Source organism: Streptomyces sp. NPDC001902, from assembly GCF_042891295.1.
Classification (GTDB): domain Bacteria; phylum Actinomycetota; class Actinomycetes; order Streptomycetales; family Streptomycetaceae; genus Actinacidiphila.
The window spans coordinates 179,196-196,114 of sequence record NZ_JBIATA010000016.1 but is presented as its reverse complement, the minus strand read 5'-3'; the positions used below and the strand labels follow the sequence as shown (position 1 = coordinate 196,114).

Below are 16,919 nucleotides of genomic sequence, written 5' to 3'. Positions count from 1 at the left end.
CAAGGACCCGGAGGCGCCGATCTTCGAGCTGGTCGACTACGGCGTGGTCGGTGACCTGTTCGCCGTGGTGCCGCAGCTGACCGAGGAGGTCACCGCCCGCAAGGGCTGACCCCGGCACACCACCGGCCGGCAGCACACACCCACCGGAGCCCCGTGACGCCCCCTGACGGCACCACGGGGCTCCGGCGTGTCCGTCACCCGCCCAGGTAGCCCCGCAGCAGCCGCTTGCACTCGGCGATCAGCACCGGATCGCCCTCGGGGTCCCGGCGGAAGGCGAGTCGCAGGACCGCGTCGGCGGACTCGAGGGCGACGTGCAGCCGCACGCGCGCGGCGGCCTGGTCCTGGTCGCCGAGCAGCCCGCCGACGAGGAACCAGAGCCGGTCGGCGACGGCCGCGTTGTTCTCCAGCACCGCGTCGAGGAGGTGCACGCTGCGGGGGTCCTCGCGGCCGATCGCCCCGAAGTCCACCACGCCGAAGCCCGGTACGGCGCGGCGCATCGCGACGTACTCCTCGATCGCCAGGTCCACCATCGCCCCGATCCGCGGCGGGCGTTCGGCCTCCACCCGGCGGGCGAGCCGGTCGGCGAAGTGCCCCAGGTTCCGTTCGGCCAGCGCGCCCAGCAGCCCGTCGACGCCGGGGAAGAACTGGTACAGCGTCCCGATCGGGACGTCCGCGCGCCGGGCCACCTCCTTGGTGGTGAGCGCCGTGTAGCCGACCTCGTCCAGCAGGTGCGCGCAGGCGTCCAGGATCCGGTCGAAACGTTCCCGGCTGCGCTGCTGCACGGGGCGACGGCGGAGGGGGCCGGACGGATCGGTGGGTGCCTGCATGGTCCCACTCTGCCGGATCGGGTGTACGTTGGCGAGGCCCAACATGAGCAACCCTCATGTTCTCCGCGTACGGCAGAGGAGAGGATCCCGATGTCCCCGCTTCCCGCCTCCTTCAGCTGGGGTGCGTCCACCGCCGCGTACCAGATCGAGGGCGCCGTCGCCGAGGACGGCAAGGGGGCGTCCGTGTGGGACACCTTCAGCGCCCGGCCCGGCGCGATCCGCGACGGCCACACCGGTGAGGTCGCCTGCGACCACTACCACCGCCACACCGCGGACGTGGCGCTGATGAAGGGCCTCGGGCTCGACGCCTACCGCTTCTCGATCTCCTGGCCGCGCGTCCTGCCGGAGGGCCGGGGCCGCGTCGAGCCGCGCGGACTCGGCTTCTACGACCGCCTGGTGGACGAACTCCTCGCCGCCGGCATCACCCCCACGCCGACCCTCTTCCACTGGGACCTCCCGCAGGCGCTGGAGGACGGGGGCGGCTGGCTGAACCGGGACACGGCCCGCCACTTCGCCGAGTACGCCGCCGTCGTCGCCGGGCGCCTCGGCGACCGGGTCACGCGCTGGATCACCCTCAACGAGCCCTTCGTCCACATGGTGTTCGGCTACGCCTTCGGCACCCACGCCCCCGGCCGCGCCCTGATGCTGGAGGCGCTGCCCGTCGCCCACCACCAGCTGCTCGGGCACGGGCTCGCCACCGCCGCGCTGCGCGCGCACGCCGCCGTCCCCGCGCAGGTGCTGATCGCCAACAACTGCACCCCGGTGCGGACCCGCGAGGGCGCCACCGACGCCGACCACGCCGCCGCCGCGGCCTACGACGCCCTGCACAACCGGCTGTTCACCGACCCGCTGCTGCTCGGCGGCTACCCCGACCTGTCCGCGTACGGGCTGACCGACCCGACGTGGGGCGGCGTGGTCCACGAGGGCGACCTCGCGGTGGTCGCCGCGCCCCTCGACGGCCTGGGCGTCAACTACTACAACCCCACATGGATCGCCGCCCCTTCGGCGGAGGCCGGCCTGCCCTTCGACATCCTGGAACCGGACGCGGCCGTCCCCGGTCCCCCGTACCCGCGCACGGCCTTCGGCTGGCCGGTGGTGCCGGACGGCCTCACCGAACTGCTCACCGGTCTCGACGCGCGGTACGGGGCCGCGCTCCCGCCCGTCTGGATCACCGAGAACGGCTGCTCCCAGGCCGACCACCCCTCGGACGACGGCGAGGTCCGGGACGAGGCCCGCATCGACTACCTGCGCACCCACATCGAGGCCGTCGAGACCGCGCACGCCCGCGGGGTCGACGTCCGCGGCTACTTCACCTGGTCGCTGCTGGACAACTTCGAATGGGCCGAGGGCTACCACCAGCGCTTCGGGCTCGTCCACGTCGACTACGCGACCCAGCGGCGGACACCGAAGGCCTCCTACCACTGGTACCGGGAGCGCATCGCGCAGGCACGCCGCACCGCGCCCTGATTCGTCCGTATCCCTTGGCGGCCCGCCGGCCCGGCACTACACTCGCGCGAACATGAGATGACCTCATGTTCTCGGGTGCTGCAGGGGGAACCGCATGCGCCACACCGGTGAGGACGCCGCCCACACCCCGGACACCCTGTCGGCCGAACCGGTCGCCCGGGTCCGTCCGGCCTGGACCGCCCTGCTCAGCCTGGCCACCCTGGCCGTCTTCATGGCCTTCATGACCCCGATCCAGATCCTGCTGCCGCTGCAACTGGAACACATCGACCCGGCCGGGAAGCACACGGCGCTGTCCTGGGTGACCGGCGCGGGCGCCCTGGTCGCGATGGTCGCCAACCCCGTGGCCGGCGCCCTGTCCGACCGGACGGCCTCCCGGTTCGGGCGCCGCCGGCCGTGGATCGTCGGCGGCGCGCTCGCCGGGGCGGCGGGACTGCTGGTCACGTCCGGTCAGCACACCGTCCTCGGCGTGGCCGGCGGCTGGTGCCTCGCCCAGGCCGGGCTCAACGCCATGCTCGCCGGGGTCACCACGCCCATCGCCGACCGGGTGCCGGTCGCCCAGCGCGCCGAGGTCTCCGGGTGGACCGGCATCACCCAGTCCCTCGGCCTGGTCATCGGCGCCGTCGTCACGACCACCGTGGTCACCGGGGTCGCCTCGGGCTACGCGACGATCGCGCTGCTGACCGTCGTCCTCGCGCTGCCCTTCGTGCTCCGCTTCGGCGAACCCGCGCTGCCCCGTGCGCTGCGTCCGCCCCTCGACCCGCGGCGCCTGGTCGCCGGCCTGTGGGTGAGCCCGCGCCGGTACCCGGACTTCGGCTGGGCCTGGCTGACCCGCTTCCTGATCAACCTGGGCAACGCGATGGGCACGCTGTACCTGCTCTACTACCTCACCGACTCGGTCGGCCTCGAGGACCCCGACACCGGCGTACTGGTCCTCACCCTGATCTACACCCTGTGCGCGGCGCTCACCGCCGTCCCGGTGGGCGTGCTCTCCGACCGGGCCGGCCGCCGCAAGGTCTTCGTCCGGCTCTGCGCCGTCGTCATGGCCCTCGGTGCGGTCCTGCTGGCCTGCGTCCACACCTGGCCCGCCGCCATGGCCGCGGCCGCGGTGCTGGGCGCCGGATTCGGGATCTACCTGGCCGTGGACCAGGCCCTGGTGACCCAGGTCCTCCCGGCCGCCGAGAACCGGGCCAAGGACCTTGGCGTCATCAACATCGCCAACTCCGGCCCCCAGGTGCTCGCCCCTGCCGTCGCCGCCCCCGTCATCGCCCACCTCGGCGGCTACACCGGCCTGTACCTCGCGACCGCGCTCGTCACGCTGCTCGGCGGACTGCTCATCGCCAAGGTGCGCGCGGTCCGTTAGCGACGAGGAGAGCCGAAACGGACGAGGTCCTGGGCCGTGCCGCGCGGCAGGCCGGCGACCGCCGCCTGCGGCAGGCCCGCGATGACGGCGCTCAGCCGGGCGGCGAGATCGGGCAGTGCGGCCCACGCGGCGTCGGGGACTCCGGCAGCCGCGAGCAGCAGGTCCCCCTCGTAGAAGCACGCGTCCAGCAGCGGGTCCTCCACGAGGAGCCGCACCGCGAGGGGCAGGACGTACGGCAGGCCCACCTGCTGGGTGAGCAGCACGCGCAGATCCGCCGCGCGGAGGTCGCCGAGCGGCACGCGCCGCAACGCGTGCACCGTGCGGACGAGATGGGTCGCGTCGGCGGACGGAGCCTCCCAGCGGGGCGGGTCCAGTTCGTCGAGCGTGCGGTCGAGGTGCAGCAGCCGGTCCATGGCGACCATTCGCAGGGACACGTGTGCCCCGGCCGGCCGAGCCCCGGGGCGGATCGATAGAGGCCTTCGATCAAGCGATAGGAAGGCGGTCTTGGACGTGCCCCGCGCGGCGACGCCACGATCGAGGGCGTGATCCCCGTCGTCACGGAAGAGCCGCCGTGGGCCGGATACGGGGATGGTTCCGAGGAGTCCCCATGCTGATTCCGCGCGCCCCGGGGGCCTGTGCCCCGCCCCGCCCCGAGACCGGTCACCCCCATGGCGACTGACACGCCCGGGGCGACCAGGACCGCCGACGCCGCGCCCCGCCAGGCGGAGCCGGCGCCCGAACGCCGCCGCAAGCACCACCTGCCGCGGCTGCCCCCGCGGACGATCGCCTCGGCGGCCGTCACGACCTCGGTCGGACTGGCCGTGCTGGTGGCGCTGGGCACGCTCACGCACCAGACGGTGCTCGTGCCGCCGCTCGCGGCCACGATGGCGATCGTCACCGCGACCCCTGAATCCCCCCTCGCCCAGCCCCGCCACGTCATCGGCGGCCACATGCTGTCCTGCCTCGTGTGCTTCGGGGTGCTGGCCCTCGGCTGGCACGGCCCCTGGGCCGCCGTCGTGGGCTGCGGCATCGCCTGCGGGCTGGTGTTGCTGCTGCGGACGCCCCATCCGCCGGCCATGGCCACCGCCGTCATGATCATGCTCACGACCCCGTCCGCCACCCACTTCGTCCCGTTGCTGGCCGCCGGCACGGTGCTCCTCGTCGCGGTGCAGATGGTCTCCTCCCGCTTGAGGCGGCAGGTCTACCCCAGGACGTGGTGGTGAGGGCTCATCGCGCGGCCGGGATGTTGTGGTTGAACCGGAAGAGGTTGTCCGGGTCGTATCGCGCCTTCACCGCGCCCAGCCTGCGGTAGGTCTCCGGGGCATACGCCGTTCGCGTCCGCCCCTCCACCGCGTCCGCGTGGGACAGGAAGTTGGGGTGCCTGCGGCCGTCCGCCCGGGACATCACACGGTCGGTGAGTTCCGTGCCCGACGCGGCACTTCGCGCGGCCTGGCCGGGTGCCACGAAGGTCAGCGTCAGCATCGCGAAGTCCGCGTCCCGGTTGCCGACGGCGTTGGGGGTTCCGGGCGGCTCGGCCAGGGCGCCGCCAAGGTGGCGTATGTCGACGATGTCGATCAGCGTCTCCGCGTCCGGGCCGGCGGTGTCGAGGACGGCGTCGACGGCCGGTGGGGTCAGCTCGTCCAGCAGGGCGAAGTGCTCGACCGCGGCCCAGGGCCCGCTCCCTTCGGGGACGATGCCCAGGCACTCCGCGAAGGGGATCTCCGTCACCAGGTCCGCGAGGAGCGGTGCCGCGTACCGCATCGGCGCGACGAGTTGCGCCCCGCGGACGGCCGTCGCCAGGCAGGAGACGCGGACGTTCACGGTCAGGGCGCCGCGCATGAACTCCGGGAGGAACGGCAGGTCCGGCATCCGCATCAGCGCGAAGGAGGACGTGAGCTCATCGGGCGCCTCCGCCGCGAAGTCGCGGTAGGCACGCAGGACTTGTGCGGCGTGCTCGCCGGCGTAGAAGAGGTTGCCCGCGTAGAGCCGGGTCACCGGGAACAGGCTGAAGGTCATGGCGGTCACGACGCCGAAGTTGCTCTTGCCGCCCAGCAGCCCCCAGTAGAGGTCCGGTTCCTCGCGCGGTGCGGCGCGCCTCAGCTCCCCGTCGGCGGTGACCACGTCCATGGCCAGCACATGGTCGGCGGCCCAGCCGTACGCCCTGGCCATGCCGATGCTCAGTCCGCCGCCCAGGGTGTAGCCCACCACTCCGACCGCCGCTGACGAGCCCACCAGGGGCGCGAGGCCCTCCCGCGCCGCCGCGTCGACCACGGGCCCCCACAGGGCCCCCGCCCCCACATGCGCCGCCCGGGCGCCGGAGTCGACGCGGACGCCGTCCATCCGCCGCGTGGTGATCAGCACGCCCTCGTCCATCGGCAGCGAGGGGCCGTGCCCGGTGGCCTGCACGCCGACCGGCAGCGCGTGTTCCCCGGCGAACCGTACGGCGGCCTGCACGTCCTCGGCGGTCACCGCACCCACGACCACCTGCGGACGGTGCGCCACGGCGAGGTTGGCCCCCGAGCACTCGCCGGAGTAGCCGTCGTCCCCGGGCCTCAGCACGGGGCCCGACACGGCGGACGCCAGCCTCCTGGCGTCCCGTGCAAACGGAAGTTCGGTCATGGTGACCTCCAGTAGGGCTTTTCGCCACAACTGGAACGATTGCATGCAAACGGTAAACAAGAGGCACATGGACTGCCAATTACTGCTGAGTCAAGACCAAGGGGTGGGATCCGTTGTCTCGGATCACGAGATGCCGGTGAAGGCGCCCCGCAGGATGACCAGGTCCTCGGGAAGCATGGGCCGCGCGTGACCGGGCCGGGGGAGCAGCGGTTCCGCGGCCAACGCCACCGGGACCTCCGCCAGGCCCAGCCGGATGGCCACGGCGATCCTGTGGTTGCCGTCGAGCGTCCCGAACTCCTCGTTGAAGCCGAGGCGGAGCGGCACGAGGATCCCGTGCGTGCCGATGTCCGCCGTCAGCGCGTCGAGATGGCGCGGCGTGTCGACGAGGGCGGAACCCACGACCTCCCGGTCGACCGCCCGGTACCTCGCGACGAGTGCGGTCGGCAGGTGTACTGGCGAATGCGGCATCCACCCATGATGACCGCCTGGCCGGCGCCGCCCATTACCCCTGGGGCAAGCGGTCACCGACGGCAGCTCAGGCTGGAGTGCAGCCTTGGGTGGGTGTAGGCGCAGTTCAGTGGGCCCGCCGATCCAAAAGAGAGTCCGGGAGGACCCGATGAGGAGCGTCTCCGTGATCAGTCCCACCAGAGCCACCAGTCACGACGCTCCAGAGGTACAGCGATCCGTGTGTCGCGCGAAGGTCAACTACGGCGAGCCTCAGCAGGCCGCGCGTTCGCAGCGGGGCGGCGCATACCCCGGCCGGCTCTTCGGTCCAACCGCAACATCAAGCGGCTGGGCCGCACTCCGCAGCGCGCCCCCGGTCAGTGTCAACCCTTAGGCTTGGCCAGCCAATCACGCCGCGTGGTCGGCCGATTTGTGAAGGGATTCACGCACTTGCGCGTACGCAGACTGGCCGGGGCAACGGCGCTTGCCACATTCGCCGCATCGCTGACCCTGTTTGCCAGCCCCAGCCCAGCCCAGGCCGCGGACAGCATCGTCCTGCCGGTCAGGTCGCACTGGCAGACCCTCGCCGACAGCCACCACGTGTACATCAGCGCACCGGCCGATGATGCAGTGGTGGCCACCGACCACGACGGCCACGTGCTCAAGACGGTCGAAGGGCTCGACGGCGCCCGCGGTATGACCCTGTCAGGCGATGAGTCCACCCTGTACGTAGCCCTGCCGGACGCCGACGCCATCGCCGCCATTGACACCACGACCCTGACCGAGACCCGCCGGTTGTCCACCGGCGCCGACACGGAGCCGGAAAGCCTCGCCGTTGCAGGCGGGAAGCTCTGGTTCTCGTACCAGGCGAACGACTTCGAAGCTGGCATCGGTTCGATCGGCATTGCCGACGCCGATCCGGTGGTCGACTTGGGCCGCAACGCCGTGTGGTGGGGCAAGCCGCGTCTCGCTTCTTCGCCGGCCCGCCCTGACCGGCTCGTTGCCGCAGACAGCGCGGGCGAGCCGGGGATGCGTACGTACGACGTGAGTTCCGGCTCCGCCCAGGAGGTCGCTTACACGGACGCCATCGGCAGGGTCGAGGACCTAGCCATCACCCCGGACGGGGAGACGGTCGTCACCCCGAATGGAAGCAACTACTTCCACCAGCAATGGCGAATCTCCGACTTGACCGAGATCGGCAGGTACGACACCGGTCCCTATCCCAACTCGGTGGCCATCGCCTCGAACGGCATGGTCGCTGCGGGCACCGTGGTCAGCGGCGCCTGGGACATCTACCTTTACCAGCCTGGCTCGACCACCGCGTTCCGCAAGATCGTGCTCTCCTGGCCGACCTGGGACCTGCTGGCGCGTGGAGTGGCCTGGGCCCCGGACGGCAACCGCCTGTTCGCCACGCGCTTCCCGTACTCGGGCGAGGTGATCCTCGACGTCGTCACCGATGTCCACAAGGCTTCCAGCGACATTGCCCTGCAGGCGCCTGCGACAAGCCCGATCGGGAAACGTCTGACCGTCCACGGAGCGCTGAGCTCCCTGGTGCCGCTCCCGACCCACACCCGGGTCACGGTCTCACGGGATGGCGAGCCGCTCGCCACCGTTCGTGTGGCGGCCGACGGCACGTTCAAATTCGCCGATCGTCAGACCCGTTCGGGCGCGCGCACATACACCGTCAGCTATGGAGGAGACGCCGACCACGTCTCAGGAACCGCCAGCATCAGGGTCGAGATCGTCAGCTGACCACGGCGATCCCTGGGTCAGGCCCGGCGCTGGCGCGCCGGGCCTGACCCACAGCGGTGAGCACGGGATTCGGTTTCACGGTCAGCTTTACAGATCGCGCGGCCCATCGGGTTCGGACTGGCCGCTTCATCCAAGGCTGCGGTGCCGTCCCACAGCGGCCCCAGAAATGCTGTTCCAGCGTCGACGGGGACTGCCTTAGTGTGGGTTTCTCCCGTCCTACGTGAGGTCTTCCTTGTTGCCCCCTCTTTTGGCGGCGCCTGGGGAAAGCGGCCGAGGCGCGGCAGGCACTGGTGGTCTGGCCACTCGGTGACGCCGTCGGCCGGTGCTTCGGCACGAATTACGGGATCAGGAATGTCATCGAATGTGGATGCCCCGAGACGGGGCATGGGGGTACGACCGGGCATGGGCGTTCGCAGTATCGGAATACGAACCATCGTTGGTGCGAGTGTGACCGCCGCCCTGACGCTAACCGCCGCGTGCGGCGGAGGCGGAGAAGGCGACACCGCAGGTCGCAGGAAGACAGCAGCCGAAGCTGAGAAGACGCTCAGCCAGCAAGACCTCGACCGCCTGGCACTGAGTACACACGAGGTCCCGGGCTACACAGCCAAGACCGTCACGGGGAAGGGGGCCCCGGTCGACCACGACATGCTCGCGACGTACCGCGCCGTCACACCCTCCGCCTGCCGACCGGTCTACGCAGCTGCCGATTTGGGCAGTCTCCACGACTTTTCGGCCAAGGTGGAAGGGGACGTCGTGTCCGATCCCGACGAGCCCGAGCATCACGCGAGCGTCGGTCTGACGTCCTACACCCGCTCCGACGCCCTCAAGGCCATGGCCGAATTGCGCGCCGCGCTCCCCCTCTGCGCGACCGCTTCGATGCTCCCGTCCGCATCCCAACTCGGCACCGGGCTGGGATATTCCGGTACCCGCGGCCGGTCCGCCGGCGATTACGGCGACGACGCCATCGCCTTCGACACGATCCAAGTCGTCGCCGAGGCGGGCGGGGGCCCCACGATCCCCATGACCGTTCTCGTGGTCCGCAAGGGCTCCACCGTCGCCGCCTTTGCGTCCCTTGATCTGAGCCAGCCTCCGGTTATCCCCGAGAGCATCATCAACGCTCAGCTGGAGAAGCTCGGATGACCACGGCCGATGCGCTCGCCATCTGACGGCGACCCACGGAAGCGGACGAGGCCGACGGTGAAATTTGAGGTCCCACACCGGCCCCACGCAGAGCCTGCGCCGGCAGCCGTATGACCGGCCCGCGACCCGCTCGACCCGGGGCCGCGGTTGCGGCGCCCGGCCGGCAAGCCGGGGGCCGCGACCGCGCACGTCAGGCCGACGCGGTGACCGCTTCGCCGAGGTGCCGGGCGAAGAAGCGGACCGCGCTGTCAGCCTCGAAGCGGGGCAGCTCCTTGTGCTTGCCCGAGTTCACGTGCAATGACTTCTCCTTCGAGGCGAAGGCGTCGAACAACGCGAGACCCTCCTCGCGGGAGATGTGCTCGTCGTCCCACTGCAGATCGAACTCGACCGGAATGGTGATCTGCTGCGCCCTCTCGGCCAGGACGTCGGGCCAGTGCTGCCCGAAGACCGCAGCCGTGATCCGGGGTTCGGCTGCCACGAACGGCACGCCGATCGCGGTGCCCATGTTGATGCCCCAGTAGCCGACCGGCCCGTTGGTGCCGATCTCCGGAAGCTCCTGGAGGGCGTCCAGGAGCGCCCGGTACTCGGGCACGGCGAGAGCAGCCAGGTACTCGTTGTAGCGGACGACGATGGGGCCTTCCGGCTCGCCGGCCGCCCTCGCCCGGAACAGCTCGGCGATCTCCGCTTCGTCGTGCGCCGTGCGCGGCCGGTCGCCGTGACCGGGCGCGTCAAGGACGGCGACGTGGAAGCCGCAGCCGGTCACCAGGCGCTGCGCCCGGCCGGACATCGCAGGGTGCTTCTTGTGGTTGCCGCCGCCGTGCCCCATCAGGACCAAGGGCGCGAGCTCGGCGCCGGCAGCCGGTGACCAGAGAACACCGGGGACCCCGTCCACGGTGAAGTCGCGCTCGACCACGCCGTTCATCGACGACTCGGCGGTGAACTGCAGAGAGTGCATGGGTGTGTGCCTTTCGGGAGTGCCTTGTTGTCGAGGCGCTCCCGGCGACACCTATGTCAATCGCCAGACCGTGACGGCAAGGGGGAGCACCCACAGAGATACCGCGTTCATGGGTCCCACCTCCTCGGGCAACGTCACGGGCAACTGAAGCTAACAGGTCGATCATCGGCCTGCCCGGGATTTTTGCCGACGCTTGATCAAGCCCGGGACGGGGCGACCCCGGTGGGCCCCCTTCTGGTTCTGGTTCCCGATGTGCGCTGCTTCCCGGGATGAGGCGGGATCCGCCATTACCTCGGACGTAATCGACCCCTCGTCGCCGCCCCGGCAGGGTGGTCGTACCGGGCGGACGGGGTGGCGCACTCCACCCCGTCCGGCCGGGCCACACAGCCCGGATGAGGAGGACCGTGATGTCGCAGAGCCGGTACGAGGCCGCCGTCGCCCGTTACTTCGAGGCGTGGAACAGCGCCGCGGACGCGGAGGCGCGGGCGAAGGCGGTGGCTGCCGCGTGGGTGGAGGACGGTACGTACACGGACCCGCTGGCGCAGGTGGCGGGGCATGAGGGGATCGGGGCGTTGATCGCCGGGGTGGGGGAGCGGTTCCCCGGGTTCGTGTTCACGGCCGTGGGGGAGGTCGACGGGCACCACGACGTGGCGCGCTTCGCCTGGGAGCTGGGGCCCGCGGGGGCGGAGCCCGGGACGGCGCCGATCGCCGGGTCCGACGTGATCACGCTCGCGGAGGACGGCCGGATCCGCTCGGTCAGCGGCTTCCTGGACCGGCTGCCGGCGGCGTGAGGGACCGAAGGGCGGCGGCGGTCTCCGGGTCGGCGGGGAGGAAGGTCTCGATCGCCAGCTCGGAGACCGTGACGTCCATGGGGGTGTTGAAGGTGGTGGCCGTGGAGATGAAGGACAGCACCCGGCCGCCGTGCTCGATCCGCATCGGCAGGGCGAAGGGGAAGGCCTCGGTGTCGCCGGAGGTGGAAGGGTCCTCGGCGTGGCCGGGCGGGACGGGGTAGGCCGTGAGTTCCTCGTACAGGGCGCGCAGCGGCTCGTGGCCGCTCATCGTGATCTGACGCTCGATCCGCTCCAGGAGGTGCCCGCGCCACTGGTGGAGGTTGCGGATGCGCGGGGCCATGCCCTCGGGGTGGAGGGTGACGCGCATGGCGTTGAGCGGCGGCTGCAGCAGGTGCGGGGCGACGCCCTCGAGCAGGGCGCCCACGCCCTGGTTGGCGGCGACGACGTCGTACATGCCGTCCAGGACCAGGGCCGGGAAGGGGTCGTAGGCAGCCAGGAGACGGTCGAGGCTCTCGCGCAGCGGGTGCATCGCGGGGTCGCGCAAGGGGGTCTCCGGGTACGCGGGGGCGTAACCGGCGGCGATGAGCAGGGCGTTGCGTTCCCTGACGGGTACGTCGAGGTGCTCGGCGAGCCGCAGGACCATGGCCTGGCTGGGGCGGGAGCGGCCGGTCTCGACGAAGCTGATGTGCCGGGCCGAGCTGTCCGCGCGCAGGGCGAGTTCCAGCTGGCTGATCCGGCGCCGCTCGCGCCAGCCGCGCAGTAGCGTCCCCACCCCCGCCGTGGTCGTCGTCATCCCCCGACCGTAACCCAGGTGCGGGGCCGCAGCCGCGCCCGGCCGGCTGACCGGACCGCTCAACGGGCCGCCGCTGCAGGGGAGTCCTTGACGAGGGCGAGCAGCCGGTAGAGCGGGTCGGGGCGGGCGGTGTCCTGCCCGGGCAGCGCGGCCAGGCGGCCGGCGAGGGCCTGCGTGTCGCCGTCGCGCAGGGTGAGGGCGGAGGCGAAGTCGCCCGCCGCGATGCGGGCGGCCAGGTCGCGCGGGGTGCGGCCCTGGCCGTGGCCGGGGAAGCGGGCCCCGCCCGCCGGGCGCAGGCCGTGCGCGGCGGCCTGCCGCACCACCCCTTCCTCCGCGTCGTACGCCACCCGCGTGCGGAACGGCGCGAGGAGGGCGTCGACGTCGCTGCCCACGTCGTGCCCGGCGTCCTTGTCGACGGTGGTGACGAGCACCCCGCCGGGGCGCAGCACCCGTGCGCATTCGGCGACCACCGTGGGCGCGTCCGGCAGCAGATGGAGCAGCCATACGGCCGTCACCGCGTCCAGCGAGGCGGTCGCGAACGGCAGCCGGCGTACGTCGGCCTGGACGATCCCCGGCCCCACCCGGCGGGCGGCGAGCCGGGCCATGGCCAGGGCGGCGTCGGCCCCGAGCACGCGCAGCCCGGGGCGGCCGGTGTAGCGGGCCGTGACCAGCCCGGTGCCGCAGCCGATGTCGAGCACCGTCCGGGCCGTCCGCGGTATCAGCCCGAGCACGGCGGCGGCCGCGGCCTCGGCCCGGGGGACGCCGCCGCGGGTGGCGTCGTAGATCGCGGCCTGCTCCTCGTAGTCCAGCACGTCCGTAGGCTAGCCGCCCGCCATCTACCCAGCGGTAACCAACTGCCCCTAGTCTCACGCTGTTTCCGCGACCGAGCTCCACCCGACTCCAGGAGAGCCCGTGAGACACGGCAGAGCCGCCGCCGCTTGCGCCTTCGTCCTGCTCATCGCCTCGTCCGCCGGTGCCGCCGGCACCGGAACCGCGGCCGCGGCCCCCACGGCCGCCGCCGCCGCGCCCCCACTGCGGCTGGTCACCAGCAACGTGATGATGCTGCCGCGCACCCCCTACCCCAACTGGGGCCAGCTGCAGCGCGCCGACCTCATCGCCGCCTCCGGTTACGTCCAGGGCGCCGACGTCCTGGTCTTCCAGGAGGCGTTCGACAACGGGGCCTCCGACCGGCTGCAGGCGAACCTCAGGAGCCGCTACCCCTACCAGACCCCGGTGCTGGGCCGGTCCAAGAGCGGCTGGGACCGCACCGAGGGTGCGTACAGCTCCCTCACGCCCGAGGACGGCGGTGTGACGATCCTCAGCAGGTGGCCGATCCTGGAGAAGGTCCAGCACGTCTACGGCGACGCGTGCGGCGCGGACTGGTTCTCCAACAAGGGCTTCGTGTACGTCGTCCTCGACGTGAACGGCACCCGGGTCCACGTCGTCGGCACGCACACCCAGGCCGACGACTCCGCCTGCGGCAGCGGCGAGGCCGCGGGCGTGCGCTCCGCCCAGAACCGGGAGATCGACGCCTTCCTCGACGCCCGGGCGATCCCCGCCGCCGAGCCGGTCGTCATCGCGGGCGACCTCAACACCGACGCCGGCGGAGCCGGGTACGCCGGCATGCTCGCCGACCTGGACGTCGCGGCGCCCGACGCCGACCCCGGTCCGGCCGCCAGCTTCGACCCCGCCACCAACTCCGTCGCGTACGACCGCTACCCCGACGACCCCGCGCAGCGTCTGGACCACGCGCTCCTGCGCAACGGCCACGCCCGCCCCGCCCGCTGGAACAACCGCGTGGTCGACGAGCACTCTCCCCTGTGGTCGGTCACCAGCTGGGGCACCACCTACACGTTCGACGACTACTCGGACCACTACCCGGTCGTCGCCGGCGACGTCTGACCGCGCGGGGCGGCGGCAGGCCCGCACGGCCCGCCGCCGCCCCGTGGCGCGTGCGTGCGTCAGTTGAACGACGTCGGGTCCGGGCCGAGGCGCCCGCCGTTGTCGAGGGCGTCGATCGCGGCCAGGTCCTCGCCGTCGAGCTCGAAGCCGAAGACGTCGATGTTCTCCCGGATCCGCGACGGGGTCACGGACTTGGGGATCACGACGTTGCCGAGCTGGAGGTGCCAGCGCAGGACGACCTGGGCCGGGGTCCTGCCGTGCTTGGCGGCGAGGGCGGCGAGCGCCGGCTCGTCGAGGAGGCCGCGGCCCTGGCCGAGCGGCGACCAGGCCTCGGTGGCGATGCCGTGGCCCGCGTGGAAGGCCCGCAGGCCGCCCTGGGGGAGGTTGGGGTGCAGCTCGATCTGGTTGAGGGCGGGTACGACGCCGCCCTCGTCGAGCAGGTGCTGCAGCTGGGCGACCGGGAAGTTCGACACGCCGATCGCCCTCGCGCGGCCGTCGGCGTGGATCTTCTCCAGGGCGCGCCAGGTCTCCCCGTACAGGCCGCGGGCGGGGGTGGGCCAGTGGATCAGGTAGAGGTCCACGTAGTCCAGGCCGAGCTTGTCCAGGGAGGCGTCGAAGGCGCGCAGGGCGTTGTCGTGGCCCTGGTCGGTGTTCCACAGCTTGGTGGTGACGAACAGTTCCTCGCGCGGGATGGCCGAGGCGGCGATGGCGCGGCCGGTGCCGCGTTCGTTGCGGTAGAGCGCGGCGGTGTCGATGCTGCGGTAGCCGGCCTCCAGGGCCGTGGCGACCGCGGTGGCGGCTTCGTCGTCCGGGACCTGCCAGACGCCGAAACCGAGCTGGGGCATGGTGACGCCGTTGTTCAGTGTGATGTCGGGAACCGTGCTCACGAGCAGGTCGTCCTTACGTCGTCGGAGGAAGACTCAACGTTGATCCACATTCCAACGATCTCCGCGGCGGCGGCATTCCCCGGCGCCCCCGGCGCCCCCGGCGCCCGCCTCAGGCGTGGTAGAGGGCGTCGATCTCGCGGGTGTACGCCTTCTCTATCGCCCTTCTCTTCAGCTTGAGCGAGGGCGTGAGCAGCCCGCCCTCCTCGGAGAACTGCCCGGCCAGGATGCGGAAGGTGCGGATCGACTCGGCCTGGGAGACGAGCGTGTTGGCGGCGACGACCGCGCGCCGGATCTCCGTCTCCAGGTCGGCGTCGTGGATCAGCTTGGCGATCGGCAGCTGCGGCTTGGCCCGCATCGTCAGCCAGTGCCCGACGCCCTCGGGATCGAGGGTGATCAGCGCCCCGATGAAGGGCCGGTCGTTGCCGACCACGACGCACTGCGAGACCAGCGGGTGGGACCGCACGCGGTCCTCCAGGACCACCGGCGAGACGGACTTGCCGCCGCTGGTCACCAGGATCTCCTTCTTCCGCCCGGTGATCGTGAGGTAGCCGTCCTCGTCGAGCGCGCCGAGGTCGCCGGTGGCGAGCCAGCCGTCGTGCAGGACCTCCGCGGTGGCCTTGGGGTTGTTGAGGTACTCGCTGAAGACCTGGCCGCCGTACACCCAGATCTCGCCGTCGTCCGCGATGTGCACCGTGGTGCCCGGGATGGGTAGGCCCACGGTGCCGAAACGTGTCTGCTCGGGCGGGTTGGCGACCGCGGCGGCCGTGGTCTCGGTGAGGCCGTACCCCTCGAAGATCCGCACGCCCGCACCGTCGAAGAAGAGCCCCAGCTGCCGGTCCATCGCCGAGCCGCCGGAGAAGGCGTGCCGGACCTTGCCGCCGAGGGCGGCGCGCACCTTGCCGTAGACCAGCTTCTCGTACAGCTGGTGCTGCATCCGCAGCGAGGTGCTGGGGCCGGGCCCGGTGCCGAAGGCCCGGGCCTCCGTCGCCTCGGCGTGCCGCACCGCCACTTCCACCGCCTTCTCGAAGGGCCCGAGCTTGCCCCCTGCCTCGGCCTTGCGGCGGGCGCCCTGGAAGACCTTCTCGAAGACGTACGGGACGGCGAGCACGAAGGTCGGCTGGAACGAGGCCATCGCGGGCAGCAGCTCGGCCGCGGCCAGGTTGGGCTGGTGCCCCAGCCGGACCTTCGCGCGGACGGCCGCGACCTCCACCATGCGCCCGAAGACGTGGGCGAGCGGCAGGAAGAGCAGGGTGGACGCCTCGTCGCCGCGCTTGCTGTGGAAGACGGGCTCGTACCGGGCGACGACGTTGTCGCTCTCGGCCATGAAGTTGCCGTGGGTGATCACGCATCCCTTGGGGCGGCCGGTGGTGCCCGAGGTGTAGATGATCGTCGCGGTGGCCTCGGGGGTGACCGCCTCGCGGTACTGGTGGACCAGGTCGTCGTCGACGGACAGGCCGTGCCGGGCCAGTTCGGACAGCGCGTCGGAGTCCAGCTGCCACAGCCGGGTCAAGTGGGGGAGTTCGTCGATGACCGCGCCGATCGTCATCGCGTGGTCCTCGTGCTCGACGACGCAGGCGACCGCCTCGGAGTCGTGCAGCATCCAGCGGACCTGGTCCGAGGACGAGGTGGGGTAGATCGGGACGGGCTGGGCGCCGATCGCCCACAGTGCGAAGTCCAGCACGGTCCACTCGTAGCGGGTGCGGGACATCAGGCCGACCCGGTCGCCGAAGCGGATGCCCTGGGCCAGCAGGCCCCTGGCCACCGCCAGGACCTCGTCGCGGAAGCGGGCGGCCGTGACGTGCTCCCAGTCCGTGCCGTCCGCTCCGGTGCGGCGGCTCAGCACGATCCGGTCCGGCTCCTCGTCGGCATTGGCGAACACGGCGTCCGCCAGACCTCCGACGTGGGGTGCCGTCACCAGTGGGGGAATGGTGAACTCGCGCAACGTCGCTCCTCGACCGCCTCGGCGGTCACAGAACGTACCC

The 16,919-nt window shown here is 71.9% G+C and carries 16 protein-coding genes and 1 pseudogene; 8 read left to right on the top strand and 9 right to left on the bottom strand.

The window, feature by feature from the left end; all coding sequences use genetic code 11:
- A pseudogene (locus ACFYYN_RS25555) lies at window positions 1-109 on the top strand (electron transfer flavoprotein subunit alpha/FixB family protein); the annotation flags it as partial.
- Between the two features lie 85 nt (window positions 110-194).
- Here the strand turns inward: ACFYYN_RS25555 and ACFYYN_RS25550 are convergent.
- Complete coding sequence (locus tag ACFYYN_RS25550; RefSeq protein ID WP_500321513.1) at window positions 195-827, bottom strand: TetR/AcrR family transcriptional regulator; 633 nt, start codon at window positions 825-827, stop codon at window positions 195-197.
- 90 nt (window positions 828-917) lie between these two features.
- Between ACFYYN_RS25550 and ACFYYN_RS25545 the strand changes: the two genes are divergently transcribed.
- Together ACFYYN_RS25545 and ACFYYN_RS25540 are read left to right on the top strand one after the other, a co-directional pair.
- The gene (locus ACFYYN_RS25545) at window positions 918-2,294 is read left to right on the top strand and encodes a GH1 family beta-glucosidase (RefSeq protein WP_500547645.1); all 1,377 of its coding nucleotides are present in this window, start codon (window positions 918-920) and stop codon (window positions 2,292-2,294) included.
- Window positions 2,295-2,388: 94 nt separating this feature from the next.
- Entirely contained in the window at window positions 2,389-3,654 is a 1,266-nt protein-coding gene (locus ACFYYN_RS25540) for an MFS transporter (RefSeq protein WP_500547644.1), read from the top strand.
- Here the strand turns inward: ACFYYN_RS25540 and ACFYYN_RS25535 are convergent.
- A complete protein-coding gene (locus tag ACFYYN_RS25535) occupies window positions 3,651-4,088 on the bottom strand; it encodes a contact-dependent growth inhibition system immunity protein (protein WP_500547643.1) in 438 nt (145 codons plus the stop codon). The two genes, ACFYYN_RS25540 and ACFYYN_RS25535, sit on opposite strands and share 4 nt — an antisense overlap.
- A gap of 234 nt (window positions 4,089-4,322) precedes the next feature.
- Between ACFYYN_RS25535 and ACFYYN_RS25530 the strand changes: the two genes are divergently transcribed.
- The gene (locus ACFYYN_RS25530; RefSeq protein ID WP_500547642.1) at window positions 4,323-4,877 is read left to right on the top strand and encodes an HPP family protein; all 555 of its coding nucleotides are present in this window, start codon (window positions 4,323-4,325) and stop codon (window positions 4,875-4,877) included.
- 4 nt (window positions 4,878-4,881) lie between these two features.
- Here ACFYYN_RS25530 and ACFYYN_RS25525 read toward each other — a convergent pair whose 3' ends face one another.
- Both ACFYYN_RS25525 and ACFYYN_RS25520 read right to left on the bottom strand, forming a co-directional pair.
- A complete protein-coding gene (locus ACFYYN_RS25525) occupies window positions 4,882-6,273 on the bottom strand; it encodes an FAD-binding protein (protein ID WP_500547641.1) in 1,392 nt (463 codons plus the stop codon).
- Window positions 6,274-6,396: 123 nt separating this feature from the next.
- Window positions 6,397-6,741, bottom strand: a complete 345-nt coding sequence (locus ACFYYN_RS25520; protein ID WP_500547640.1) for a ParB N-terminal domain-containing protein — start codon at window positions 6,739-6,741, stop codon at window positions 6,397-6,399.
- Window positions 6,742-7,167: 426 nt separating this feature from the next.
- Between ACFYYN_RS25520 and ACFYYN_RS25515 the strand changes: the two genes are divergently transcribed.
- Both ACFYYN_RS25515 and ACFYYN_RS25510 read left to right on the top strand, forming a co-directional pair.
- Entirely contained in the window at window positions 7,168-8,469 is a 1,302-nt protein-coding gene (locus tag ACFYYN_RS25515) for a hypothetical protein (RefSeq protein ID WP_499514889.1), read from the top strand.
- 447 nt (window positions 8,470-8,916) lie between these two features.
- Entirely contained in the window at window positions 8,917-9,609 is a 693-nt protein-coding gene (locus tag ACFYYN_RS25510) for a hypothetical protein (protein ID WP_499514890.1), read from the top strand.
- A gap of 190 nt (window positions 9,610-9,799) precedes the next feature.
- On the opposite strand, the gene ACFYYN_RS25505 is transcribed toward ACFYYN_RS25510, so the two are convergent.
- Window positions 9,800-10,564, bottom strand: coding sequence for an alpha/beta hydrolase family protein (locus tag ACFYYN_RS25505; protein WP_499514891.1), 765 nt, complete (start codon window positions 10,562-10,564; stop codon window positions 9,800-9,802).
- A 407-nt stretch (window positions 10,565-10,971) separates the two neighbouring features.
- Between ACFYYN_RS25505 and ACFYYN_RS25500 the strand changes: the two genes are divergently transcribed.
- Window positions 10,972-11,355, top strand: coding sequence for a nuclear transport factor 2 family protein (locus ACFYYN_RS25500; protein ID WP_500547639.1), 384 nt, complete (start codon window positions 10,972-10,974; stop codon window positions 11,353-11,355).
- Here ACFYYN_RS25500 and ACFYYN_RS25495 read toward each other — a convergent pair.
- Both ACFYYN_RS25495 and ACFYYN_RS25490 read right to left on the bottom strand, forming a co-directional pair.
- The gene (locus ACFYYN_RS25495) at window positions 11,321-12,148 is read right to left on the bottom strand and encodes a helix-turn-helix domain-containing protein (RefSeq protein ID WP_500547638.1); all 828 of its coding nucleotides are present in this window, start codon (window positions 12,146-12,148) and stop codon (window positions 11,321-11,323) included. The genes ACFYYN_RS25500 and ACFYYN_RS25495 overlap by 35 nt on opposite strands.
- Window positions 12,149-12,207: 59 nt before the next feature.
- Window positions 12,208-12,960: a class I SAM-dependent methyltransferase gene (locus tag ACFYYN_RS25490; RefSeq protein ID WP_500547637.1), complete on the bottom strand. Its 753-nt coding sequence runs from the start codon at window positions 12,958-12,960 to the stop codon at window positions 12,208-12,210.
- Window positions 12,961-13,060: 100 nt separating this feature from the next.
- On the opposite strand from ACFYYN_RS25490, the gene sph reads away from it, so the two are divergent.
- Window positions 13,061-14,050 (top strand): sphingomyelin phosphodiesterase, encoded by a 990-nt coding sequence (gene sph, locus ACFYYN_RS25485; RefSeq protein ID WP_500547636.1) that lies wholly within the window; start codon window positions 13,061-13,063, stop codon window positions 14,048-14,050.
- A gap of 59 nt (window positions 14,051-14,109) precedes the next feature.
- On the opposite strand, the gene ACFYYN_RS25480 is transcribed toward sph, so the two are convergent.
- Window positions 14,110-14,937 (bottom strand): aldo/keto reductase, encoded by an 828-nt coding sequence (locus tag ACFYYN_RS25480; RefSeq protein WP_500547635.1) that lies wholly within the window; start codon window positions 14,935-14,937, stop codon window positions 14,110-14,112.
- Between the two features lie 109 nt (window positions 14,938-15,046).
- The gene (locus ACFYYN_RS25475) at window positions 15,047-16,879 is read right to left on the bottom strand and encodes an AMP-dependent synthetase/ligase (RefSeq protein WP_500547634.1); all 1,833 of its coding nucleotides are present in this window, start codon (window positions 16,877-16,879) and stop codon (window positions 15,047-15,049) included.
- Window positions 16,880-16,919: the final 40 nt, after the last annotated feature.

Bases quoted from the DNA above. Each gene is read 5' to 3' on its own strand.
- ACFYYN_RS25530 (WP_500547642.1), top strand. From the start codon at position 4,323: ATGGCGACTGACACGCCCGGGGCGACCAGGACCGCCGACGCCGCGCCC.
- ACFYYN_RS25545 (WP_500547645.1), top strand. From the start codon at position 918: ATGTCCCCGCTTCCCGCCTCCTTCAGCTGGGGTGCGTCCACCGCCGCG.
- ACFYYN_RS25520 (WP_500547640.1), bottom strand. From the start codon at position 6,741: ATGCCGCATTCGCCAGTACACCTGCCGACCGCACTCGTCGCGAGGTAC.
- ACFYYN_RS25540 (WP_500547644.1), top strand. From the start codon at position 2,389: ATGCGCCACACCGGTGAGGACGCCGCCCACACCCCGGACACCCTGTCG.
- ACFYYN_RS25500 (WP_500547639.1), top strand. From the start codon at position 10,972: ATGTCGCAGAGCCGGTACGAGGCCGCCGTCGCCCGTTACTTCGAGGCG.
- ACFYYN_RS25550 (WP_500321513.1), bottom strand. From the start codon at position 827: ATGCAGGCACCCACCGATCCGTCCGGCCCCCTCCGCCGTCGCCCCGTG.
- ACFYYN_RS25525 (WP_500547641.1), bottom strand. From the start codon at position 6,273: ATGACCGAACTTCCGTTTGCACGGGACGCCAGGAGGCTGGCGTCCGCC.
- ACFYYN_RS25505 (WP_499514891.1), bottom strand. From the start codon at position 10,564: ATGCACTCTCTGCAGTTCACCGCCGAGTCGTCGATGAACGGCGTGGTC.
- ACFYYN_RS25495 (WP_500547638.1), bottom strand. From the start codon at position 12,148: ATGACGACGACCACGGCGGGGGTGGGGACGCTACTGCGCGGCTGGCGC.